Here is a 23542-nt window from a genome sequence, read left to right on the forward strand (position 1 = left end):
ATTATATGGGCAGCAGCGGAGCAGGGGACAGTGATGGCGGAGCCGATGCAGGCGGAACAGACCAGGGCAAGGGCGCCCGATGCGGCGCTGGAGCTGGCGCTGGACCGCGCGGCCGCCACCTGCCAGCGGCATGGCGCCCAGCTGACGGAGCTGCGCCGCCAGGTGCTGCGCCTGGTGCTGCAATCGGCGCAGCCGATCGGCGCCTATGCGCTGCTGGACCAGCTGAAGGGCGCCCGGCGCGGCGCGGCGCCGCCCACCGTCTATCGCGCGCTGGATTTCCTGCTGGCCCAGGGCCTGATCCACAAGGTGGAGCGGCTGAACGCCTTCATCGGCTGCGATGAAAGCGGCCATGGCCATGCCCATGGCTCCGACCACCCGCACCAGTTCCTGATCTGCGGCCAATGCGGCACCACGGCCGAGATCTGCGATTCGGCCACCATCGCCGCCATCGCCGCCGCGGCCGGGCGCAGCGGCTTCATTCCGCATCGCACGACGATCGAAGTCGAGGGGCTTTGCGCCCGCTGCGCCGCCCAGGCACCCGCCCAACCCCAGGCAGGCGCTTCCTGACGAGAATGCGTGCGATTCCACCGGGACTTGATCTATAACTTAGTTTGTTGATTTGAGAACGTTGCAACTCTGTTCCGGTCTGGCAGAACCATGGCATGACCCTCTGCCTGGATGTTCCGGATCGTCGCTTTGCCGCCCTGCGGTTGTTGCGGGACCTGCGGCAGGTCGATCAGCGTGCAGGAGTGAAGAACAGCCGCATCGCTTTCGACGTGGCCATGCTGTTCTACGAACAGGCGCAGCGGGATGCGGTGCCAGAGCTTTCGGTGGACCAGATCGCGGCCGCCACCGGCTATAGCGGGCCCACCATTCGGCTGGTGCTGAAGCGGCTGGCCAGCACCGGTGCCGTGGCCCCGGCGCGGCGCCTGGGCAAGACGCAGCTTTATGCCATGACGCCGGCGGGGATCGCCGGCTTCGATGGCTATGTGGAGGCGATTCTCGGCTTCGAAGCCCCCAATGGACGGGCCCCCTGAAACGAGGGCCCGGCGTCGGGCTCAGGCCGGCAGATTGGCCAGGGACTGTTCCAGGTCGGCGATGATATCCGCCACCTCCTCCAGCCCGATATGCAGCCGCACCGCCTGGCCCGGCAGTTCCGGCGTCACGCGGCGCACCAGCATGCCATTGGTCGGCAGCGCCAGGCATTCATAGCCGCCCCAGCTGGCGCCGATGCCGAACAGCTTCAGCCCGTCCACGAAGCGGAAGATATCGGCCTCCGTGTAGCGGGGCTGGAAGACGATGCCGAAGAGGGAGCAGGCGCCGTCGAAGTCCCGCTTCCAGATCTCGTGGCCCGGCGCGCCCGGCAGGGCCGGGTGGCGCACCTCCATCACCTCCGGCCGCCCCGCCAGCCATTCGGCGACCCGCAGGGAGCTTTCAGCCTGGTGCCGCAGCCGGATCGGCATGGTCCGCACGCCGCGCAGCGCCAGCCAGCAATCGTCCGGGCTGGCGTAATGGCCGAGGGCCGAGGCCATGTTGCGGACGATCAAGTGGTGCGCCTCGCTGGCCACGGTGACGCTGCCCAGCAGGATATCCGAATGTCCGCCGACATACTTGGTCAGCGCCTGGATCGAGACATCGCAGCCATGCACGAAGGGCTGGAAGCTGTGGATGCCCCAGGTGTTGTCGATCATGCTGACCGCGCCGTGGCGCTTCGCCACCGCCGTCAGCGCCGGCACGTCCTGCACCTCGAAGGTGTGGCTGCCGGGGCTTTCCAGGTAGAGGACCTTGGTGTTCGGGGTCCAGAGCTGCTCCAGCCCCGCGGCGTCGATGCAGGGATCGTAGAACTGCGTCTCGATGCCCCAGCCGGGCAGCACATTCTCGGCCAGGTTGCGGGCCGGGCCATAGACGCTGTCGGGCATCAGGCAGCGGTCGCCCGCCTTCAGCCAGGCCATCAGCGGCGCCGTCACGGCGGAAAGGCCCGTGCCGGTGATGGTGCAATGCGTGCCGCCCTCGATCTCCGCCACCACGTCTTCCAGGGCGTAGTGGGTCGGGCCGCCCTGGGTGCCGTAGGTCATCACCCGGTTGAAGCGCTGCTTCGCATTCTCCCGCCGCGCCTCGCAGGATTGCGCGGTGACGGTGGAGCCCCGGTAGACCGGCGGATTGACGAAGCCGAGCGCGCGGATCGGCGGCCGCGCCGCATGCGACATGCGGGTGGCGAAGGCGTGCTTGGGATGGCCGTTGGGATTCGCGTCGTCGGGCATCAGGTGGTTTCCTTGGGGGTTTCCGGGCGGCTCGCCCATTCGGTCCAGGACCCGTCATAGACCGCGGGCTCCGGCAGCCCGGCCCGCAGCGCGCCGAGCGCCACGACGCAGGCGGTGACGCCGGTGCCGCAGGAGGTGACGATGGGCCGCGTGGCATCGGCGCCGCGTTCGGCGAACATTTTCTTCAATGTCGCCTCATCCTTCATAACGCCATCCGGTCCCACCAGGTCGGCCGCCGGCAGCGACATCGCGCCCGGCATGTGGCCGGAGGGCAGGCCAGGGCGGGGTTCGGGCGCCGTGCCATCGAAGCGGGCCTTGGACCGCGCATCGAGGATCAGCGCCTCCCCGCCGCCCTGGCGGATGATGCGCTTGATGTCGCCGATGCCGGCCAGGCGCCGCGCGATCAGGTCCGCCACGAATGTCGCGCCCGGGGCAGGGGGCGCGTCGCCGGTCTCGACAGGCCGGCCCTCGCGCTGCCATTTCGGCAGGCCGCCATCCAGCACCGCCGCATTCTCATGCCCGAACAAGCGCATCATCCACCAGCCGCGTGGCGAGGCGCGCAGCCCGTGCTGGTCGTAGAAGACCACGCGGGTGTCGTTGCCCACGCCGAGCGCGCCGATCAGTTTCTCGAAGCGCGCCGGGGTGGGGACCATATGCGGCAGGCTGCTGTCGGGATCCGCCACCTGGTCGATATTGAACAGCCGGGCACCCGGGATATGGGCCGCGCGGAACCCGTCCGGCGCATTTCCCTGCTCGGTCGGCAGGTAGGTGGTGCAGTCGAGCACCACGAGGTCCGGCTTGCCCAGCTCCGCGGCCAGCCATTCGGTGGAGACCAGCAGGTCCATCTCGGTCACTCCGGCAATACGATGTGGATGCGGCGGTTCTGCCGGCCCTTGCTTTCCAGCTTCAGCACCTCGACCCGGCCGATCTCGCCGGTGCTGCAGACATGGGTCCCGCCGCAGGGCTGCAGGTCCACCGGCGCGGCCTCCGGCCCGATGCGGACCAGGCGGATGCGCCCGGCGCCGCGCGGCGGCTGCACCGACAGGGTGCGGACCATCTGCGGATTGGCGTCCAGCTCCGCCTCGGTGATCCAGGTCATGCCGACGGGGTGGTCGGCGGCCACCAGCTCCGCCAGGCGTTCGGTGAACCATTCTTTGGCGGGCGGGTCCGGCAGGTCGAAGTCGAGGCGGGATTTCTCGGCGCCAATCTGGTTGCCGGTGGCGTAGATGCCCGGCAGGACGCTGCACAGCAGATGCAGGGTGGTGTGCATGCGCATGTGGCGGTGACGGCGCGCCCAGTCGAGCGTCGCCTCCACCTCCGCGCCCACCGGCGGCACCGCGGTGCCGGGGGCCAGCGTGTGCAGGATGGCGCCCGCCTCGCCCTTGGTGGCTTCGACCACGGCGGCCTCGCCGCCCTCCCAGCGCAGCGTGCCGGCATCGCCGGGTTGGCCGCCGCTGCGGGCGTAGAAGACGGTGCGGTCGAGCACCACGCCGCGCTCGTCGGCGGCGACCACGCGGGCGGTCACCTCCCGGCGATAGGCATCCTCGGCGAACAGGGCTTCGGTCGTCATGATGTGGTCCATTCTTCTCGCAGCCGCGCCCGGTTCACCTGCAGCCACAGCAGGGCGAGGGCCGCCGGCGCGTTCTGGATGCGGTTGTCGGCGACCATGGCGAAGACGTCCGCCGCCGGCAGCACCATCACGCGGGTTTCCTCGTTCTCGGTCGCCAGCCCATGCGTGGTGGCCCCGGTCTCGGACAGGTCGACGCAGGCGCAGAGGAAATGCACCCGCTCGTCGCAGCCGCCCTGCATCAGCAGGAAGGCGCCGATCGGCGCCATGGCGCGGGCGGTCAGCCCGGTTTCCTCGGCCAGTTCACGGGCGCCCGAGACCTCCGGATCCTCGCCCGCCTCCAGCAGCCCGGCCGGGCATTCGGTCATCACCGGCGGCAGGCCGGCGGCCAGCGCCGGCAGGCGGAACTGCTCGATCAGGGCGATGCGGTCGGTGACGGGGTCGTAGGGCAGGATCACCACGCCCTGGCCGCGCCGCCACAATTCCCAGGTCAGGACGCCCGACGGCGTGCCATCGAAGCGGGCGTGACGGAAGCGGACCCGCTGCAGGGCGAAGCGCTGGCCCCAGACCACCTCATCCTCCAGCACCTCCAGCCCCGGCCAGGGCGGGATGGGCGGGGCCTTCGGGTGGCGGGGCTCGGCGGGAAAGGGCGGGGCCGGGGAAGGGGGCACTCTGGCGCTCATGCCCGGCGGACCCTACCCTTGGGCACCAGGAACGTCCATGTCCCCCATCCAGACCAGCTCCATCTCCCCCGCGGTTGCCGCCGCCCGGCGCCGCGCCATCTTGCTGGTGCTCGCCGCCTCGGCCACCTTTGTGGTCTCCGCCGCTTTGGTGAAGTCGATCGGGCCGGGGATTCCGCTGGCCCAGATCATCCTGTTCCGCAATGCCTTCGCCCTGCCGCTGCTGCTGGTGATGGTGGTGCAGGCGGGCGGGTTCCACCTGCTGCGCACCCGCCTGCCCTGGCGCCATGCCGAGCGCACCTTCTGGGGCATGTGCGGCATGGTCGGCGCCTTCCACGGCTTCGTGCACCTGCCGCTGGCCACCGCGACCGCGCTCGGCTTCACCATGCCGCTGTTCCTGACCGCGCTGTCGGTGCTGCTGACGCGGGAACAGGTGGGCTGGCGGCGCTGGTCGGCGGTGGTGGTGGGTTTTGCCGGCGTGCTGATCATGGTGCGGCCGGGCTTCGGCGGCGCGGCGCTGCCGGTTTTCAGCGTGGGCCTGGTGCTGCTCGGCGCCTTCGGCTGGGCCATGGCGATGATGAGCATCCGCCGCATGGGGGAGGCCGGGGAACCGGGCGTCTCCATCGTTTTCTGGTTCGCCGTCGCCTCCGCCACGCTGGCGGGGCTCGGCACCATCCCGGTCTGGGTCACGCCATCCCCGCGCGAATGGCTGCTGCTTGGGGGCATCGGCTGCGTCTCCGCCGTGGCGCAGCTGCTGATGACGGCCGCCTATCGCCGCGGCGAGACCACGCTGCTGGCGCCCTTTGAATATTCGGGCCTGATCTGGACCATGTTCGCCGGCATCCTGATCTGGTCGGAATGGCCGGATGCCTACGAACTGCTGGGCTTCGGCGTGCTGGTCGGCGCCGGCCTGTACATCTGGCGGCGCGAAGTCGTGCGCGCCGCGCGCGCCCGCCAATGATGCGCGCGGCGGCGCGGCGATGACGGGCTTCGACCCCCGGTCCCACCGAATGATCGCCGAGCAGCGCTGGTTCGAGGATTTCGTCCTCGGCGAGCGCTTCCCGCTGCCCAGCCGCACCATGACGAGCGGCATCTTCGCCGCCTTCCAGGCCGCCAGCGGCGACCACCACCCGATCCACTACGACCGCGACTACTGCCGTGCCCACGGCCTGCCCGACATGCTGGCGCATGGCTTCCAGGTGGCGATCCAGACCGCCGCCGGGGCCGGGATCTTTCCGCACCTGGTTGAGCAGTCATTGAAGGCCTTCCTGGAACAGTCCAGCCGCTTCCTGGCGCCGGTCCTCCTGGGCGACACGGTCTATCCCTGCCTGGAGGTGGACGAGCTCTCGCCCAACCGCTCCACCGGCGTGGTCGGCCTGCGCAGCACGGTGCACAACCAGCGCGGCGTGCTGGTGATGGAAGGCCGCCACCGCTACCTGATCCGCAAGCGGCCGGAAGCGGGCGATGGTGCCGAGACCCGTCCGGCGGCAGGCTGACCCGCACCGCAGCGCCGTCCGCCCGCGAAGGCGGTTCGGGGGCGTTCCGCCTTCAGCCGGCGGCCTTGGTCGGGGCCGAATTCGCCTGGGCCATCAGATGGCCGATCCGCCGCGTCGCGGCATGGTCCGGATGGGCCCGCTGCAGCACCGCCAGATGCGCCTCCGCCGCCGCCCGGTTGCCCTCGCGCAGCGCCGCCTCCGCCAGGTGCTGATGCGCCAGCGGATGGTCCGGCACCACGCGCAGCGCGGCGCGGAAGGCGCTACGGGCCGGCGCCTGCTCGCCCAGGCGTTCATGCAGCCGGGCGGCGAGCACATGCTGGTCCGCCTCCCGCTGCGCCGCCAGGCGCAGCTGGTCCTCCAGCACATCCATCGCCGCTTCCAGCGCCGCATCACGGTCGATCGCGGGCGGCCCAGGGGGCGGATCGCCGCCCACAGGGTCCAGCGGCGCGAATAGGCTGGGACGGTCGGGGAACCAGCGGCGGCGGACTTCCTCGTTCACCGCCTCGTAGCGCGCGAGGAAGGCGGCGGCCTCGGCCGGGTGGGGCTTCCAGCCGCGGCCGGGCAGGGCATCCGACACCGCCGCCATGAAGCGCCGCCAGGGCAGGGAGGCGGCGGTCAGCCCCTCCGGCCGCGCCTTCATGCGCTCTCCCATGCTGCGCACCAGGTCGATGGCGGCCGGCGTGATGGAGAGGTTGCTCTGGCGGTCCGGATGATCCGCCGGCACGGCCAGCGGCACCTGGCAGAGTGCGAGGAAATCATCCACCGCATCGCCATTCACCAGCTCGGCGCGCTCGAAGATGCGGATCATCATCGCATCGGCGCCGAAGACCGCGGCCCAGTCGTCCAGCAGCTTGGCATAGTCGTATTGCGGCAGGCGGTCCGGCCCCAGCTTCGGCAATTCGGGCGGGCGGATGCCGGCGACGCGCAGCGCCTGGGTATAGCCGCTGGCCGCATGCTGGTCCTGCCGGCGCAGATAGACCGCGACGCGGATGCGGGCGGCGTAGGGCGCCAGCAGGTCGCGCAGAAGGGCGATCTCCGCCTGGTTGCCCAGCAGCCCGCCGCATTGCTCGGCCGAGAGAATCACCAGCCGCGTGCCGGCGGGCAGAGCGGCCATCTCGGCCGCGAATTCGCGCCGGAACTGCGCCAGCCGCGCCTCCGCCCCGATGCCGTCCCACAGCGCCGGGTTGAAATGGCCGAGGCGGGAGAGCGGCACGAGGGAGGCCGGCAGCATGCCGTGATTGGCCCAGCCGGGGCTCAGCGGATAGCAGACCCCGAGCTTCGCCAGCGCCTGCCGCTGCCCGCCCAGCACCCGCTGGATGGAGGAGGTGCCGGTCTTCGACTGGCCGATATGGACGATGAGGTCAGGCTTTGGGGCGGTCACAGCGTCTTCTTGAACCAGATGCGGGCATGGCCGGCCGGCATGCCGTCCAGCCGGCCGAATTCGCTATAGCCGTTGCGCAGCCAGAAGTCGGGGGCCTGGAAGCTGAAGGTATCGGTATAGGCCTGGGCGCAGCCGCGCTCCCGCGCGATCGCCTCCGCCCGGCGCAGCAGCTCCGTCCCCACGCCCTTGCCGCGCAGGTCGCGAGAGAGCCAGAGCCAGTCGACGAAAAGCCAGCCCCAGAAGGTCAGGCCCAGCAGCCCGCCACGGGCGGTGCCATCCGGCGCGCGGGCCAGCAGGGTGACCGGGTCCCGGTCATAGGGGCCGCCCATTTCCTGGTTGAAGGCATGCAGGCCGCGCTGGATGGCGGCCACGGCATCGAGCTCGGGGAAGGTGTCCTCCGAGATCTCCACGCCGGCATCCGGGCTCATGCCGCGCGGCGCCTCGGGCTTCGCCGCGGAGGCCTTTGGCCGCTTCGTCCCGCCCCCTGCCGCCTTGGCCATGCGCCGCCGTCTCCGTTTCCATCTGTCGCGGCGCGGGAAGTGGCCACATCGCGCGGCGGCTGAAAAGCCCTGGCTATTGGCGCTGCAGCGCCATCAGCGCCTCCGCCAGCGCCCGCATCTCCGCCGCCGCCACCGATTTCGGCGCGGATTCGGTGACCCCGAGGCCGGCGGCGAAGGCCTGGGCGATGCCGGTGCGATTGCCGATGGCGGGCTGGAGCAGGGTCAGGTCCCGCCGCCCGAGCTCCGCCAGCACCTGCGCCAGCAGCCTGCCGCTGGCCGGCGCCCGGTTCAGCGCGATGGCGGCCGGCCGCTTTTCGCCCCGTGCCAGGTCCAGCGTCGCATCCATGGCCCAGAGATCGGCGGAGGAGGGCTGCAGCGGCACCAGCACCAGGTCCGCATTGCGGATGGCGATGCGGGCATCCGTATCGGCATGCGGCGGCGTGTCCAGCAGCACCACATCCTGGCCACGCCGCAGCTTGTCCAGCGCCGCGGGCAGGCGCCAGCCGGCCGGGGCATCCAGGTGCAGGGGCAGGGCGCGCGGCCCGGCCTTGGCGCGCTCCGCGCCCCAGCGCGTCAGCGTCTGCTGCGGATCCGCGTCCAGCAGCGCCACCTTCAGCCCCTGGCCGGCGAGGGCGGTGGCGAGATTGGCGCTGAGGGTGGACTTCCCGGCGCCACCCTTGCGCTGGGCCACGGCGATGACGAAGGCCATGCGGGCGACTCCACGACCTGTTTCGCGCAAAACCTAGCAAAGCCTGGGCCGCCGGTCGCCCTTACGGTGGGTCGCCCTTGCGGTGGGTCGCCCTTAGCGGCCGGTTGTGGAGGCGTCCGGCCGCGCCCCGGGGCGGGAGGGCACGGGGCTGTTGCCGAAATCCGTCACGCCGCCGCTGCGCTCAGGCCGCTGCGCGCCCGGCACGGCGGGGGCGGGCAGGGTCTCGTGGCCCGGCGGCGGGGAGGTGCGGGGCGGCAGGTTGCGCGGCGTGCCCACGCCGGGCGGCGGCGCCTCCGGCCGCGGACGCTCGGCCGAGGGCGCGCCGGCGGGGTCGCGTCGCATCTCGGTCGGCGGGGGTGCCGCATTGGCGGCGGGACCCTGGCTCGGCTGCGCGGTGGCGGCCAGCGGCAGCAGCAGGGCGGGGACCAGGAACAGGCTATGGATAGGGCGCATGCAGAACCAAGCGTCCGGCCCCGCCCCGAGTTCTTTGCGCCCCCGGCCGCCGCCGGGTTCTGGCGGCGCGGCGGCCGCGATAGGCTCGCTTCCATGGACATGCCGCTGGACCTTCTGACCCCCGCCGAAATGGCCGCGGCCGATGCGGCCGCCATCGCTGCGGGCATTCCCGGCCTCACGCTCATGCAGGCCGCCGGCCGCGCCGTGGCCCGCGCCATCCAGCGTCGTTTCCGGCCGGTCCGCACCCTGGTGCTGGCCGGACCGGGCAATAATGGCGGCGACGGCTATGTGGTGGCGCGGCTGCTGGACCAGGCGGGCTGGCCGGTGGCCGTTGCCGCCCTGGCGCCGCCCGCCCCGGGCAGCGACGCCGCCGCCATGGCCGCGCGCTGGCGCGGGCCGGTGGTGCCCTTTGCGGTCGCGGAGGTGGCGCGCGCCGGGCTGGCGGTGGATGCGGTCTTCGGCGCCGGCCTGTCCCGTCCGGTGGACGGGCTGGCAGCCGAGGTCCTGTCCGCGGTGCGCGCGCCGCTCGTCGCCGTGGACGTGCCCTCCGGCCTCGATGGCGCGACCGGTTCGGTGCGCGGCTTCGCGCCCCAGGCGGCGCTGACCGTCACCTTCCTTCGCCTGAAGCCAGGCCATCTGCTGTTCCCCGGCCGCGCCCTGTGCGGGGAGGTGGTGCTGGCCGATATCGGACTTCCAGCCGCGGTGCTGCCCGACATCGCCCCGCGCGCCTTCCGCAATGGCCCGGCGCTGTGGCGCCTGCCGGTGCCGCAGCCGACGGGCCACAAATATGCGCGCGGCCATGTCGCCGTGGTGGCGGGCCCGGCCATGACCGGCGCGGCGCGGCTGGCGGCGGCGGCGGCGCGGCGGGCCGGCGCCGGGCTGCTCACCCTCTGGGCGCCGGATGAGCCGACCGCCGCGGTGCTGCGCGCCGGCGCGCCGGGCGTCATGGTGGCCACCGGTCCCATCGCCGCGCTGCGCGAGGATGCGCGGATCGGCGTCTGGGTGATCGGCCCGGGCCTGCCGCCGGATGGCGCGACGCGGGACCTGGTGCGGCAGTCGGTGGCGGCCGGGCGGCAGGTGGTGGCCGATGCCGGCGCGCTGCGGGCGGCCACCGGCGACCCGGCGGCACTGGCCGGCTGCGCCGTGCTGACGCCGCATGCGGGGGAATTCGCCGCGGTCTTCGGCCGGCCGGGCGAGGATCGCCTGGCCGCCGCCCGCGAAGCGGCGCGGGCCACCGGTGCCGTGGTGGTGCTGAAGGGGCCGGACAGCTTGGTGGCCGCCCCGGATGGCCGCGTCGCCATCAATGCCAATGCGCCGCCCTGGCTCGCCACCGGCGGCACCGGAGATGTGCTGGCGGGCATCGTCGCCGGCCTGCTCGCCCAGGGCATGCCGCGCTTCGAGGCCGCCGCCTGCGCCTGCCACCTGCAAGGCGAGGCCGCCCGCCGGGCCGGGCCGGGGCTGCTGGCCGAGGACTTGCCGGGGCATCTGCCGGCCACGATCTCGGCGATGCTTCTCGACCCGGCGCGGGACCTCGGGCATGATCCCTGAAACACGCAGAAAGGTTCCGTGATGTCGGATGTGGCGGCCCCGCCAGGGTTCATCGACCGGGCCCTGCGGCGCGTGACATCGATCTGGCGCGACATCGCCTCCTCCGCCCCCGCGGGCGACGAGGGCATGGCCGCGCAGATGCGCGCCTGCCTGGATGCCAAGGGCGGCGAGGTCTCCGCCCGGTCCCGCGCCGCGCGGCTGGCGCAGAGCTACCTGGCGGGCGACCATGCGACGCGCGGCGAATTCCTGCGCGCACTCGCCAGCTTCGATTCGGATGCCGCCGCCGTCGCCAAGGCCTGGGAAGCGGTGGCCAACGCGCCGGATGCGGAAACCCGTGCCGCCGCCAAGTCGCGGCTGCGCCGGGTGCTGGAGCCGCCGCGGCTGCGCCTTTTGACGCAATTCACCACCCTGCCGGATGGCGTGAAGTTCCTGGTGCAGTTGCGCGCCGACCTGCTGGCGCGGATGCAGGGCGAGGCCATGCTGCAGGCGCTGGAAGGCGATCTGCGTGGCCTGCTGGCCAGCTGGTTCGACGTGGGTTTCCTGGAGCTGCGCCGCATCGACTGGACCTCACCAGCCGAACTGCTGGAGAAGCTGGTGGGCTATGAGGCTGTGCACCGCATCCGCACCTGGCGCGACCTGAAGAACCGGCTGGATTCCGACCGCCGCTGCTACGCCTTCTTCCACCCCCGCATGCCGGATGAGCCGCTGATCTTCGTCGAGGTCGCGCTGGTGCAGGGCATGGCGGCCAGCGTGCAGAGCCTGCTGGACGAGAAGGCGCCGCTGCTGGATGCGCGCCAGGCGGATACCGCGGTCTTCTATTCCATCAACAACTGCCAGCGCGGGCTGGATGGCATCTCCTTCGGCAATTTCCTCATCAAGCGGGTGGTGGAGCTGCTGAGCGCGGAATTCGGCAATCTGGACTGCTTCGCGACGCTTTCCCCCATCCCCGGCTTCCGCACCTGGCTGGAGGAGAAGCTGGAAGCCGGCGACACGACGCTGCTGACGGAAGAGGAGGCCCAGGCGCTGCGCGCCGCCGCGCCGCCCGATCCCGCCATCGCCGCCCCCGGCGCCGATCCCGCCCAGGCGGTGGCGGAGACGGCGCCACAGACGCTGCGCCGATTGATCGCGCGCCGCGGCTGGGCGCGGGTGGAGGCGACCGCCAAGGGCCTGGAGCCGATCCTGCTGCGCGCCTGCGCCCGCTACCTGCTGGCGGAATCGGGCCGCGGCGGCAAGCGCGCGCGCGACCCGGTGGCGCACTTTCATCTCTCCAACGGCGCGCGCGTGGAGCGGCTGAACTGGCGCGGCGATACCTCCGAGAAGGGCTTTCGCGAATCCTGCGGGCTGATGGTGAACTACCGCTACGACCCGGCGAAGATCGAGGACTACCACGAGGACTACGCCGGCGAGGGCAGGCGCGCGGCCTCACCGGCCATCCGCAAGCTGGCCAAGGCATTCATCTGAGGCTTCCCACGGCTTGAGCCTTCCGCCCGCGGCTGCGAGGATCGCCGCGGGAACGTCGGATGGATGCCTTGCAGGGAACGGGTGCGCGCGGCGTGCTGGGCGTGCCGGATTTCCGGCGCATCCTGCTGGTGGGGCTGCTGGTTTCCATCGCCCGCTGGCTGGAGATGCTGGTGATCGGCGTGGTGGTCTGGCAGCAGACGCAATCGGCCTTCCTGGTCGCCATGATGACGCTGCTGCGGCTGCTGCCGATGGGGCTGTTCGGCGCCTTCCTCGGCGTTGCGGCGGATCGCGTGCAGCGGCGTTCGGCCCTGCTGGCGATGCTCGGCGTGCAGGGCGTGGTGGCGCTGGGGCTTTCGGCGCTGGCGCTGGGCGGCGCGCTGGCGGTCTGGCATCTCGCCGTCGCCTCCTTCATCGCCGGCATCGTCTGGGCGGCGGACAATCCCGTGCGGCGGATGATGCTGGGTGAGGTGGTGGGCGCCAACCGGATGGCGCGGGCCGTCTCGCTCGATGTCGTCTGCAACAATGCCAGCCGCATCGCCGGGCCCGCGTTGGGCGGCACGCTGCTGGCGGCGGCGGGCCTCGGCCCGGCCTTCCTGCTCTGCGGCGGGCTCTATGCGCTGGCGGTGCTGGCGGCGCTGCGGCTGACGCATCGCAGCACGGTGCTGCCGCGCCAGGCCAGCGTGCTGCGCGACATGCGGGAGAGCTTCGGCCTGGTGCTGCGCACGCCGGGCATGGCGGGGGTGATGATCGTCACGCTGATCTTCAACCTCTTCGCCTGGCCCGTCTCCTCCATGATCCCGGTGATCGGGCAGGAACAGCTGCGCCTCGGCGCGGATGGCGTGGGCCTGCTGGCGGGGATGGACGGGCTGGGGGCGCTGCTGGGGGCGGCACTGCTGGTGCCGCTGGTGCGGCCGGCCTGGTACCGCGCCATCTATGTCGGCGGCACGGCCATGTATTGCGGCATGTTCGCCGTCTTCGCCGCCATCACCTCCGCCGTGCCGGCGGCGCTGGCGCTGCTGCTGGTGGGCGTCGGCAGCGCCGCCTTCGCGGCGATGCAGGCGACGCTGGTCTATACCACGGCGCCACCCGAGATGCGGTCCCGCGCGCTGGGCGTGCTGTCCGCCTGCATCGGGCTGGGGCTGATCGGCTTCCTGCATCTGGGGGCCATGGCGCATTGGCTGGGCGCGCCGCTCGCCACCATGGTGATCGGGATCGAGGGCCTTTGTGCCCTGGCGCTGACGCGGCGCTGGTGGCGCCGGCCGCCCGAGGATTGAGCGCCGCCGCGGGTGGCGGGCTGCTTCCTGTCAGGGCCCGGCCGGGCAGGCGTCTGGCAGAATATCGGAACGGTCGCGGCGTGCGGATCACGCTGATTGCAAGAACAATGAAAAAGCTCGCTCTGTCTCACGCGAAGGTGACAGACTCCGAGGATAAATATTAAGATACTCGGCGACAGGCGCGTAAAAATCTGCGCTCTTCGAACGAGATGGCCTCGCATCGGTTCCGGGAGCAGCAGGCGAGCCGATAAGTCCAGCAGTGTGCCCGCCCATTCCGACACAACTGTCAGGATGACATGACCAAGCCCCCGGCGCGTTTCCCCATTGTTGGAATCGGCGCCTCCGCCGGTGGCGTCGAAGCGCTGCGGTCGCTGTTTCGCGCCATCCGGCAGCCCATGCCGATGGCTTTCGTCGTGGTGACGCATCTGGCCCCCGGCCATCTCAGCGCGCTGCCCGCCATCCTGCGCGACTGCACCGACCTGCCGATCGTGGCGGCCGAGGATGGGCTGCAGCTTCAATCCGGCCATGCCTATGTGCTGCAGCAGAACGCCATCATCACGCTGCGGGGCGGCCGCATCCTGCTGCGGCCGCAGGCGATGGAGCGCGGCCGCGAACGGCATCCGATCGACGTCTTCCTTGCCTCGCTGGCGGAGGACCAGCAGGAATGCGCCATCGGCATCATCCTATCCGGCAGCGGCAGCGACGGCACGCTGGGGCTGAAGGCCATCAAGGCCGCGGGCGGCCTGAGCATGGCGCAGGGCAGCAACGGCATCACGCCGCAATTCGTCGAGATGCCGCACAGCGCCATCGCCGCCGGGGTGGTGGACCTGGTGGTGCCCTCCGAACAGATCGCGGCGCGGCTGGCCGAGCTGTCCGACACCTTCGCCGAGCCCGCCTATGAGCGGCTGAGCCAGGCGGCCAGCGCGGCCGCGCATGCCGCCATCGCAGAGATCCTGCAGGCGGCGGTGGGGCACGATTTCTCCGGCTACAAGGACCGCACCTTCTTCCGCCGCGTGCAGCGCCGCATCCAGGTGCTGCGGCTGCCGGGGCTGGAGGCCTATACCGCCCGCCTGCGCGTGGATCATGAGGAGGCGCGGCGCCTGTTCCACGACCTGCTGATCGGCGTCACCAGCTTCTTCCGCGACCCCGATGCCTACGCCGCCCTGGCGGAGCGGGTCATCCCCCGCCTGTTCGCCGGACGCGGGCCCGAGGAGGTGGTGCGCATCTGGGTGCCCGGCTGCGCCACGGGCGAGGAAGCCTATTCCCTGGCGATCCTGCTGCGGGAATGGATGGAGGCGCATCCCGGCGGCGCCAGGGCGCAGATCTTCGCCACCGATATTGACGAGGCAGCGCTCGCCATCGCGCGCCGCGGCCGCTATCCGGCGCCGCTGCTGGCCGGCATCGCGCCGGAGCGGCTGGCGCGGCACTTCACCGTGGATGCGGCGAGCTACGCCGTGGCCCGGCCGTTGCGCGACCTCTGCGTCTTTTCGCCGCACAGCCTGATCAACGACCCGCCCTTCTCCCGCATCGACCTCATCTCCTGCCGCAACCTGATGATCTACCTGGGGGCGGAGCTGCAGGACCAGGTGGTGCCGCTGTTCCATTATGCGCTGCGACCGGGCGGCTTCCTGTTCCTCGGCATCGCCGAGACCATCCTGCGCCACGCGCAGTTTTTCCGATCCGAGGACAAGGTGCATCGCATCTATCGCCGTCGCGACGACGTGGCCGTGGACGGTCCGGCGGCGCGGCTGCTGGTGGCGCCGCGCGGACCGGTGCGGGTCTGGCCCTCCCGCCCCCCGCCGCGCCCGCCCGCAGCCTCGCGCGGGACGGAGCTTCGCCAGGCGGCGGAGGCGGTGGTGCTCGAACGCTTCGCGCCGGCGCATGTGGTGGTGAACCGCGATGGCGACGTGCTGCACCAGTCGGCACATCTCGGCCGCTACCTGGAACCCGCCAGCGGCCGGCCGAGCCGCCAGCTGGTGGCCATGGCGCGCCCCGGCCTGCGGTCCGTCCTGCGTTCGGCGCTGCGCGAGGCGCTGGAAACCCAGGCCACGGTGGTGCGCCCCCTGGTGCAGGTCGAGGAAGGCGAGCGCCGCACCAGCATCGCCCTGACCATCGCGCCGATGGAGGCGCGGGAGACGGTGGAACGGCACTTCCTCGTCGTCTTCACCGATCTCCCCGGCGTCCCGCTGGCTGGCGCGCCGGTGGATACGGCGGGCCAGGGCCATGTGCTGCTGCTGGAGCGCGAGCTGCGCGAGGTGCGGGAGAAGCTGCAGGCGATCACCGAGGAATACGAGACGGCGACCGAGGAGCTGACCTCCGCCAATGAGGAAATGGTCTCGGTGAACGAGGAGCTGCAATCCACCAACGAGGAGCTGGAAACCTCGAAGGAGGAGCTGCAATCGGTGAACGAGGAGCTGCGCGCGGCGAATGTCGAGCTCTCGGGCAAGATCGACGAGCTGGATCGCGCCAATGCCGATCTGCACAACCTGTTCGACAGCACGCAGATCGCGACGCTGTTCCTGGACCGCCACATGGTGATCCGCAGCTTCACCCCGGCGGTGACCAGCATCTTCAACCTGGTGCCCGGTGACCGCGGCCGCCCGGTGACCGATTTCAACGGCCACCTGGACGCGGTGGACCTGCGGCGGGAAGTGCGCCGCGTGCTGGATGAACGCACCGCCATGGAACGCCGCGTGACGGCGCGCGACGGCCAGGTGCACTACCTGATGCGCCTGCTGCCCTATCGCACGGCGGAAGGCGAGGTGGATGGCGTGGTGCTGACCTTCTTCGACGTCACCAAGGTGGTGGAGGGCGAGATCCTCGGCACGCTGGTGGACGAGCTGAACCACCGCGTCCGCAACATGCTGCAGGTGGTGCAGGCGGTCGCCTCCAGCACCATCCGCCATGCCACGTCGCTGGAGGATTTCTCGGCCGCCTTCGGAGGCCGCATCAAGGCCCTGGCGCGGGCGCATGAGCTGGTGGGGGAACAGGGCTGGACCGCCGTGGACCTGGAGGCGCTGGTGGCGAAGGAGGTCGCGCCGCACGCCGACCGCACCGGCCGCATCAGCTTCGGCGGCGGCGTCGTGCCGCTGCGGCCCAAGGTGGCGCTGACGCTGGGCATGGTGCTGCACGAGCTGGTCACCAATGCCAGCAAGCATGGCGCGCTTTCCGTGCCACTCGGGCAGCTGTGGATCGGCTGGCGGATCGAGGGGCAGGGCGCGGCGGCCAGGCTGCACCTGACCTGGACGGAACGCGGCGTCCCACCGCCGCCGGAGCAGCCGCCGGAGTCGATGCGGCCCGACCACCGGCGCGGCTTCGGCACGGCGCTGATCAACCGGCTGCTGAAGCACGACCTGGGCGGAAGGATGACGCAGCACCAGGTGGAGGGCGAGCGCGTGACGACGCTGGACGTGCCGCTGAACGGCCCGCCGCGGCGGGACGAGGGCGATACGCTGCTGCCGCAGCTGAAGCGGTAAGGCCCGGCGGGGCCTGACGCCAATGGCCTCAGGTGAGCGCGAAGCGGACCGTGATGCGCGAGCCCGGCCCACCGGCGAATTCCACCAGCCCGCCGATGGTCTGCGCCATGGCCTGCACGATGCGCCCGCCGAGGCCGGTGCCGGCGGGCAGTTCCGCCCCGGCGCCGCCGATGCCGTCATCCTCCACCCGCAGCACGCCGGCGCCGTCCTCCATGGCCAGCGTCACCCGGATCGGCCCGCCCTGCGGTGCGTCCGGATAGGCGTATTTCAGCGCATTGGTCACCAGCTCGGACAGGATGACACCCAGCGAGACGGCGCGGTCCGGCGCCACTTCCAGCGGCGCACCGGTGAAGTCGATGCGTGCGGTTTCCACGCTGCGGCCGATCTCGGCCAGCAGGCCGCCCAGATAGTCGTTCAGCGCCACGGCGCGCACATCGGCCGAGGTATAGAGCCGGCGATGCACCTGGGCCACGGCGGCGATGCGGTGGCGCACGGCGGCCAGCGCGGCGCGCGCGGCGGGGTCCGCCACCGCGCCTTCCTGCAGGCGCGTCAGGCTGGCGATGATCTGCAGGCTGTTGGCGACGCGGTGGTTCACCTCCTGCAGCAGCAGCGCGCGGCTGGCGGCGAGTTCCTCGGCGCGGTCGCGCGCCTCCCGCACCTCAGCCTCGGCATCGGCCTGGCGGCGGCGCATGGCGGCGCGGTCCACGGCACCTTCGATGGCGCGGTGGAGCAGCAGGAGAAAACTCTCCCCCGGGGTCTTCACCACGAAGTCCTCGGCCCCCGCGCGCAGGGCGGCGACGGCGACGCGGGTCTCGTCCGCGCCGGTCACGAAGATCACCGGCGCCGGATCGGGCAAGGCGTGCAGCGCCGCCAACGTCTCCAGCCCATCCGCGCCGGGCATGTAGTGATCCAGGCAGATGGCGGCGAAGCCGCCTTCCCGCGCCAGTTGCAGCCCTTCATCCCCGCCATTGGCAGTCACCACCTCGTGCCCCATCCGCGCCAGGGCACGCTGCACCAGCCGGCACAGCGCCTGGTCGTCGTCGATATAGAGGATGCGGGAGGCGCGATCGGTCATGGGGCGGTGGGCGGCACCTGGATGACGGCGAGGAACAGGCCCAGCTGGCGGACCGCCTGGGCGAAGGTCTCGTAGTTCACCGGCTTGGTGATGTAGACGCTGCAGCCGAGCTCATAGCAGCGCCGGATCTCCCGGTCGTCATCCGTGGTGGTCAGCACGATGACGGGCGCCAGGCGCAACTCAGGGTCCGCCTTCAGCCGGGCCAGGATATCGATGCCGCTCATATCCGGCAGGTTCAGGTCGAGCAGCACCAGCACCGGCGCGCCGCCCTGGCGGTTCGGCCCGAACAGATGATCGACCGCGGCGGTGCCGGAATTCAGGTGCAGCACCTCGTTGTAGACGCCGGCCCGCTTCAGGTTCTTCTCGATCAGCCGGGCATGGCCGTCATCGTCCTCGATCATGACGATGGTGACGGCCTGGGCGGAAACATTCATGCGGGCTGGTCCTCCAGCTGGGGTGCGCCGTTCGGATTGGACGCCGGGTCGGGCGCCGGCAGGGCATCCGGCAGCAACAGGGTGAAGACGGAGCCCTCGCCGAGGCGGGACGCCAGGCGGATATCGCCGCCCATGCGGCGGGCGAGGGCGCGGGTATGGGCCAGGCCGATGCCCTCGCCCTTCTGGTCCTGCGGGCCGGAGCGGCGGAACAGTTCGAAGACGCGCGCATGGTCGCGGGTTGCGATGCCGCGGCCATTATCGACCACGTCGATGGCATGCATCCCGGCCTCCCGCCGCGCCCGCACCAGGATCCGGCCGGGCCGGCCGGGCTGCAGGTACTTGGTGGCGTTGTCCAGCAGGTTGCCCAGGATCTGCTCGATCGCCAGGCGATCGGTCTGCAGGGTGGGGAAAGGGGGCTGCAGGCGGAGTTCGGCGCCGGCATGGTCCAGCTGGTGCTGCAGCGATCCGGAGATGCCCTCCAGCAGCCCCTGCAGCGCCACCGGCTCCGGCGTCAGGCGGCGGCGACCCTCGCGGAACAGGGCCAGGATGGCGCCGATCAGCCGGTCCATGCGGTTGGTGGAGGAGCGGATGAAGCCGATCGCCTCCGGGATGTCTTCCTGCACCGCGTCGCGCACCTCCTGGGTCACCAGCTGCGGCGCCTCGGACTCGGCGCGCTGCACCACTTCCCGCACCGTGCCGATGGCGGTCTCCAGCTCCTGCGTGAAGCCCATGACGTTGACCAGCGGCGCGCGCAGGTCGTGCGAGACGATATAGGCGAAGCGCTGGATTTCCTCATTCGCCGCCATCAGGGACCCGGTGCGTTCCTGCACCCGCTGCTCCAGGCTGGCATTGGCCCGCTGCAGCGCCGCCTGCGCCGCGCCCAGGTCGCGCGTATAGCTGCGCGCGATGCGCAGCGTGCCCAGGGTGACCAGCCCGATCACCATCAGGCCGGCGATGGCCGACCAGGTCAGCAGCCCGCCGGTGCGCTGCAGGGATTGGCTGCGCCCTGCCTGCCGCGCCAGGGTCCGCTCCTCCACGCCGTTCAGCAGCAGGCGGATCTCATCCATCAGCGCCTTGCCGCGGCCGCCGCGGACCATGGCCAGGGCCGCGTCCTGGTCGCCGGCCTGGGCCAGGCGCACCGTCTCCCTCATCTCGGCCATCTTGGCCTCGACCTGTATGCGCAGCTCCCGCTGCGGGCCAACCCGCCCGCCATCGGCGGTCACCTGGCTGGCCAGGTCGCGCAGCGCCTCGTCATAACGGGACTCGGCATCGGTGAAGGGCGCCAGGTAGGCGGGGTCGCGGGTCAGCAGGTAGCCACGCTGCCCGGTCTCGGCATCCTGCAGCACGCCCAGCAGGTCCGTGGCGGCGACCCGGATCTGCTGCGTGGCGACCACCGCGGCGGCATAGCTACGGGTTTCCTGCACCAGCCAGACGAAGGCGACGCCAAGCGCGAGCAGAAGGGCAAAGCCGAGCGCGGTCAGTGCCAGGGTGATCCGGCCGAAGGTGGCCTCTGTCCAGGTCATGGATCCGTTTCGGTTTCATTGCAGGAGGCCACCAAGGGCAGCCACATCGCCGGGTGTAGGGTGGCGGCACAAGAGCGCGCCTGCAACCGATCCGCTCCCGACCTTCACATGGCGGTGAGGCCAGGTCGCGGTCCCGCCTTCCGGAACCCGGGCGCTTCGCCCCCTGCCGCCACCCGCCCGGGGCGGGCATGCGGAGAGCTTCGCACCCGTCGCTACCCCCCCTATGCTGGCGGCGGAAACGGAATGCCGAGGAGCAGCAGCATGACGGTGGAACGGCCGATCCGAACCCAGGCTTCGCCCGCCGACCGCCTTCGCCTGCTGCATGCGCTGGAGCGCAAGCTGCTCTGGCTCTCGGCCTGGATGATCCACAACGCCAACCACCTGCGGCCGAACCGGGACGGGCTGAAGGTGGGCGGGCACCAGGCCTCCTGCGCCTCCTCCGTCTCCATCCTGGCGGCGCTGTATTTCGAGATCCTGCGGCCGCAGGACCGGGTGGCGGTGAAGCCGCATGCGGGGCCGGTCTTCCATGCCATCAACTACCTGCTCGGCCGCCAGGACCGGGAGAAGCTGGCCACCCTGCGCCAGTTCGGCGGCATCCAGCCCTATCCCTCCCGCGTCAAGGACGGGGCGGAGGTGGATTTCTCCACCGGCTCCGTCGGCCTCGGCGTCGCGCTGACCAGTTTTGGCAGCCTGGTGCAGGACTATGTGCGCCTGCATGGGCTGGGGCGGCCGGAGCTTCCGGCCGGGCGGCATGTGGCGATCGTCGGCGATGCGGAGCTGGACGAGGGCAATATCTACGAGGCGCTGCTGGAAGGCTGGAAGCACGACGTCCGCAATGTCTGGTGGGTGGTGGACTACAACCGCCAGAGCCTGGACAGCGTGGTGCCGGACCGGCTGTTCGGCCGGATCGAGGGGCTGTTCCGCGACATGGGGTGGAACGTCGTCACCCTGAAATACGGCCGCAAGCTGGAAGCCGCATTCGCGCGGGAGGATGGGGAGGCGCTGCGCCGCTGGATCGACGACTGCCCGAACAGCCTCTATGCCGCGCTGACCTTCCAGGGCGGCGCCGCCTTCCGCCGGGCCATCCTGGCCGAGCTCGGCCGCATCGAGGGGGTGCGCGCCATCATCGACCCGCTGGACGATGACGAGCTGGCGGCGCTGATGACGAACCTCGGCGGCCATGACATCGAGACGCTGACCGAGGCTTTTCGGGCCGCGGATGCCGAGGGCGACCAGCCGACCTGCTTCATCGCCTATACCATCAAGGGCATGGGCCTGCCTTTTGCGGGGCACAAGGACAACCATGCGGGCCTGATGACCAAGGAGCAAATGGCGACCTTCCGGCAGGCCATGGGCATCCGCGATGGCCATGAGTGGGATCGGTTCGAGGGCCTGGACATCCCGGAGGCCGAATTGCAGGCCTTTCTCGCCAGCCTTCCCTTCGCCCAGCCCCTGGCGCCGGAAGGGCGGCAACTGCGGTCTGAGACCATCCCGGTGCCCGCCACCCTGCCGGCGCCGCGCATCCCGCCGGGGCGGATGATGTCCACCCAGGGCGCCTTCGGCGAGATCCTGGCGGAGATCGGCCGCGGCCAGGGGGAGAATGCGGCGCTGGCCGAGCGGATCGTCACCACCAGCCCGGATGTCACCGTCTCCACCAATCTCGGCCCCTGGGTGAACCGGCGGGGGATCTTCGACCGCCACCTGAAGAATGACGTCTTTCGGGATGCCAAGCTGGCCTCGGCGCAGCGCTGGGGCATGGGGCCGGAGGGGCAGCATATCGAGCTGGGCATCGCCGAGCAGAACCTGTTCCTGCTGCTCGGCGCGCTGGGGCTGTCCCATTCCCTTTATGGCGCAAGGCTGCTGCCGGTGGGGACGGTCTATGATCCCTTCGTCAACCGCGGCCTCGATGCGCTGATCTACGGCTGCTACCAGGATGCGCGGTTTCTTCTGGTTTCAACGCCCTCCGGGCTGACCCTCGCGCCGGAAGGCGGCCAGCATCAGTCGGTCAATACGCCGCTGATCGGAATCGCCCAGGACCGGCTGATGGCCTATGAACCGGCCTATGCAGATGAGCTCGCGATCCTGATGCGCTTCGCCTTCGACCACATGCAGAAGCCCGACGGCAGCGCCGTCTGGCTTCGCCTGTCCACCCGCGCTTTGGCGCAGCCGGAACGCCGGCTGGACCCGGCCGGCGTCATCGCCGGCGGCTATTGGCTGGTGCCGCCCGGGCCAGGCGCCAAGCTCGCCATCGCCTATCAGGGGCCGATCGCGCCGGAGGTACGGGAGGCCTTCGACGCGGTGCGGGAGGATGTGCCCGATGCCGGGCTGCTCGCCGTGACCAGCCCGGACCGGCTGCAGGCCGGCTGGCTGGAAAGCCGGCGCCAGGCGCGACAGGGCAGGGGCGCCGCCCCCTCCGCCATCGAGGCGCTGCTCGCGCCGCTGGACCGCGACGCCGCCCTCGTCACCATCCTGGACGGCCATCCGGCGGCGCATGCCTGGCTGGGTGCCGTGCGCGGCCAGCGCGTGGTGCCGCTGGGCGTCGACCGATTCGGCCAGGCCGGCGACCTTCCGGACCTCTATGCCGCCTATGGGCTGGACGCCGCCGCCATCCTGGATGCCTGCGCCGCCGCGGTGCTCGGCCAATGAGCCTGACCCGTCCACCCCAGCCGCCTCAGGCCCGCCCCGCCGCGCCGCAGGCGACGCCGGAAGATGTCCGCGCCGCCTATCGCATGCTGCTGGGCCGGGAGCCGGAGAACGAGGCGGTGGTGCTGCGCCACTTGGCCAGCAAGCCGACGCGGGCGGAGCTGCGCGCCCGATTCGTGAAGTCCGACGAATTCCGCCGCTTCCTCAAGCAGGTTGAGGGGCCGCGCACCGTTTCCACCGCCATGCCGCTCGCGCCCGACCCGGTGCCGGTGGAGGTGCATGCGGAAGGCCCCCGCCTGGCCGCGATGCTGCAGCGGGTGGGCAGCTACTGGGCCCGCGTGGGACAGGAGGCGCCGCATTGGTCCGTGCTGACCAATGACCGCTTCCGGCCGGAGAATATCGCCGAGAACCGCAAGGCCTTCTATGCGACCGGCGCCGGCGACCTCGACCTGGTGCGCCGCCTGCTGGCCCGGCACGGGATCGACCCCGCCAGCCTTCCGCGCTGCCTGGAATATGGCTGCGGCGTTGGCCGCGCCACGCTGGCGCTGGCCAGCCTGTTCCAGACCGTGGTCGGCTGCGACATCTCCCAGCCGCATCTGGACCTGGCCCAGCGCGAGGCGGAGCAGCGGGGCCTCACCAATATCCGCTGGCACGCCAGCACCATGCAGGGCCCGATGCCGAGCGGGCAGTGGGATCTCTGGTACAGCCGCATCGTGCTGCAGCACAATCCGCCGCCGGTCATCGCGCATCTGCTGCGCCTGGCCTTCGCCGGCCTGGCGCCGGGCGGGGTGGCCATCTTCCAGGTGCCGACCCACCGCAACGGCTACGCCTTCGCGATCGACACCTATATGGCGGCGACCGGCGCGGCGGACATGGAGATGCACATGCTGCCCCAGCGCGAGGTCTTTGCCCTGGCGGCGGCGGCGGGGCTGGAGGTGCTGGAGGTGCGGGAGGATGCCCATGTGGTGACCTCCGACCCGACGCTCTGGCTGTCCAATATGTTCGTCCTCCGCCGGCCGGGCTTGGCGACGGCGCCGATGGCGGGATAGGTAGCCACCGGC

21 protein-coding genes are annotated in these 23542 nt (G+C 71.4%); 10 read left to right on the forward strand and 11 right to left on the reverse strand.

All coding sequences use genetic code 11. From position 1 onward, the window contains the following. Positions 1-33 precede the first annotated feature (33 nt). A complete protein-coding gene (locus J3S20_RS09350; RefSeq protein ID WP_216836166.1) occupies positions 34-567 on the forward strand; it encodes a Fur family transcriptional regulator in 534 nt (177 codons plus the stop codon). 95 nt (positions 568-662) lie between these two features. Next, positions 663-1037 (forward strand): helix-turn-helix domain-containing protein, encoded by a 375-nt coding sequence (locus tag J3S20_RS09355; RefSeq protein ID WP_216836167.1) that lies wholly within the window; start codon positions 663-665, stop codon positions 1035-1037. A 21-nt stretch (positions 1038-1058) separates the two neighbouring features. On the opposite strand, the gene metC is transcribed toward J3S20_RS09355, so the two are convergent. The 4 genes from metC to J3S20_RS09375 are packed head-to-tail and all read right to left on the reverse strand — an operon-like array spanning position 1059 to position 4499. Continuing rightward, complete coding sequence (gene metC, locus J3S20_RS09360; RefSeq protein ID WP_216836168.1) at positions 1059-2261, reverse strand: cystathionine beta-lyase; 1203 nt, start codon at positions 2259-2261, stop codon at positions 1059-1061. Beyond that, a complete protein-coding gene (locus J3S20_RS09365) occupies positions 2261-3106 on the reverse strand; it encodes a sulfurtransferase (protein ID WP_216836425.1) in 846 nt (281 codons plus the stop codon). Before J3S20_RS09365 ends, metC begins: the two co-directional genes overlap by 1 nt. A gap of 5 nt (positions 3107-3111) precedes the next feature. Continuing rightward, on the reverse strand, positions 3112-3831 hold the full coding sequence (locus J3S20_RS09370; protein WP_216836169.1) for an alanyl-tRNA editing protein: 720 nt from the start codon (positions 3829-3831) through the stop codon (positions 3112-3114). Next, the gene (locus J3S20_RS09375) at positions 3828-4499 is read right to left on the reverse strand and encodes an NUDIX domain-containing protein (protein WP_343215192.1); all 672 of its coding nucleotides are present in this window, start codon (positions 4497-4499) and stop codon (positions 3828-3830) included. The genes J3S20_RS09370 and J3S20_RS09375 overlap by 4 nt, the downstream gene beginning before the upstream one ends. Positions 4500-4548: 49 nt before the next feature. Here J3S20_RS09375 and J3S20_RS09380 point away from each other — a divergent pair, with 49 nt between their 5' ends. Both J3S20_RS09380 and J3S20_RS09385 read left to right on the forward strand, forming a co-directional pair. Beyond that, the gene (locus tag J3S20_RS09380; protein ID WP_216836171.1) at positions 4549-5469 is read left to right on the forward strand and encodes a DMT family transporter; all 921 of its coding nucleotides are present in this window, start codon (positions 4549-4551) and stop codon (positions 5467-5469) included. Positions 5470-5488: 19 nt separating this feature from the next. Continuing rightward, positions 5489-6004 carry a MaoC family dehydratase gene (locus J3S20_RS09385; RefSeq protein ID WP_216836172.1) on the forward strand — a complete coding sequence of 172 codons (516 nt, stop codon included), beginning with the start codon at positions 5489-5491 and terminating at the stop codon, positions 6002-6004. Positions 6005-6056: 52 nt separating this feature from the next. On the opposite strand, the gene J3S20_RS31100 is transcribed toward J3S20_RS09385, so the two are convergent. The 4 genes from J3S20_RS31100 to J3S20_RS09405 form a co-directional block, all read right to left on the reverse strand. Beyond that, positions 6057-7385 (reverse strand): tetratricopeptide repeat protein, encoded by a 1329-nt coding sequence (locus tag J3S20_RS31100; RefSeq protein WP_216836173.1) that lies wholly within the window; start codon positions 7383-7385, stop codon positions 6057-6059. Continuing rightward, positions 7382-7813, reverse strand: coding sequence for a GNAT family N-acetyltransferase (locus J3S20_RS09395; protein ID WP_216836174.1), 432 nt, complete (start codon positions 7811-7813; stop codon positions 7382-7384). The genes J3S20_RS31100 and J3S20_RS09395 overlap by 4 nt, the downstream gene beginning before the upstream one ends. A 145-nt stretch (positions 7814-7958) precedes the next feature. Continuing rightward, positions 7959-8594, reverse strand: coding sequence for a ParA family partition ATPase (parA, locus tag J3S20_RS09400; protein ID WP_216836175.1), 636 nt, complete (start codon positions 8592-8594; stop codon positions 7959-7961). Positions 8595-8687: 93 nt separating this feature from the next. Further along, positions 8688-9047 (reverse strand): hypothetical protein, encoded by a 360-nt coding sequence (locus tag J3S20_RS09405; RefSeq protein WP_216836176.1) that lies wholly within the window; start codon positions 9045-9047, stop codon positions 8688-8690. Positions 9048-9140: 93 nt separating this feature from the next. On the opposite strand from J3S20_RS09405, the gene J3S20_RS09410 reads away from it, so the two are divergent. The 4 genes from J3S20_RS09410 to J3S20_RS09425 all read left to right on the forward strand — a co-directional run bounded on the left by J3S20_RS09410 (position 9141) and on the right by J3S20_RS09425 (position 16806). Beyond that, complete coding sequence (locus tag J3S20_RS09410) at positions 9141-10595, forward strand: NAD(P)H-hydrate dehydratase (RefSeq protein WP_246602523.1); 1455 nt, start codon at positions 9141-9143, stop codon at positions 10593-10595. Between the two features lie 21 nt (positions 10596-10616). Further along, positions 10617-12056: a malonyl-CoA decarboxylase gene (locus tag J3S20_RS09415; RefSeq protein WP_216836177.1), complete on the forward strand. Its 1440-nt coding sequence runs from the start codon at positions 10617-10619 to the stop codon at positions 12054-12056. 59 nt (positions 12057-12115) lie between these two features. After that, complete coding sequence (locus tag J3S20_RS09420) at positions 12116-13330, forward strand: MFS transporter (RefSeq protein WP_216836178.1); 1215 nt, start codon at positions 12116-12118, stop codon at positions 13328-13330. A gap of 296 nt (positions 13331-13626) precedes the next feature. Continuing rightward, positions 13627-16806, forward strand: a complete 3180-nt coding sequence (locus J3S20_RS09425; RefSeq protein ID WP_216836179.1) for a chemotaxis protein CheB — start codon at positions 13627-13629, stop codon at positions 16804-16806. A 28-nt stretch (positions 16807-16834) separates the two neighbouring features. Here the strand turns inward: J3S20_RS09425 and J3S20_RS09430 are convergent, their stop codons facing one another. From J3S20_RS09430 to J3S20_RS09440, 3 genes are read right to left on the reverse strand one after another with little or no spacing between them, the layout of a single operon-like run. Next, positions 16835-17881: a sensor histidine kinase gene (locus J3S20_RS09430; RefSeq protein ID WP_216836180.1), complete on the reverse strand. Its 1047-nt coding sequence runs from the start codon at positions 17879-17881 to the stop codon at positions 16835-16837. Beyond that, positions 17878-18315, reverse strand: a complete 438-nt coding sequence (locus tag J3S20_RS09435; protein WP_216836181.1) for a response regulator — start codon at positions 18313-18315, stop codon at positions 17878-17880. The genes J3S20_RS09430 and J3S20_RS09435 overlap by 4 nt, the downstream gene beginning before the upstream one ends. Then, entirely contained in the window at positions 18312-19838 is a 1527-nt protein-coding gene (locus tag J3S20_RS09440; RefSeq protein ID WP_216836182.1) for a sensor histidine kinase, read from the reverse strand. Before J3S20_RS09440 ends, J3S20_RS09435 begins: the two co-directional genes overlap by 4 nt. A gap of 261 nt (positions 19839-20099) precedes the next feature. On the opposite strand from J3S20_RS09440, the gene J3S20_RS09445 reads away from it, so the two are divergent. Next, positions 20100-22484 (forward strand): 1-deoxy-D-xylulose-5-phosphate synthase N-terminal domain-containing protein, encoded by a 2385-nt coding sequence (locus tag J3S20_RS09445; RefSeq protein ID WP_216836183.1) that lies wholly within the window; start codon positions 20100-20102, stop codon positions 22482-22484. Next, positions 22481-23530, forward strand: coding sequence for a class I SAM-dependent methyltransferase (locus tag J3S20_RS09450; protein ID WP_216836184.1), 1050 nt, complete (start codon positions 22481-22483; stop codon positions 23528-23530). The genes J3S20_RS09445 and J3S20_RS09450 overlap by 4 nt, the downstream gene beginning before the upstream one ends. Positions 23531-23542: the final 12 nt, after the last annotated feature.

It is taken from the genome of Falsiroseomonas tokyonensis (genome assembly GCF_019024325.1).
Lineage (GTDB): Bacteria > Pseudomonadota > Alphaproteobacteria > Acetobacterales > Acetobacteraceae > Falsiroseomonas > Falsiroseomonas tokyonensis.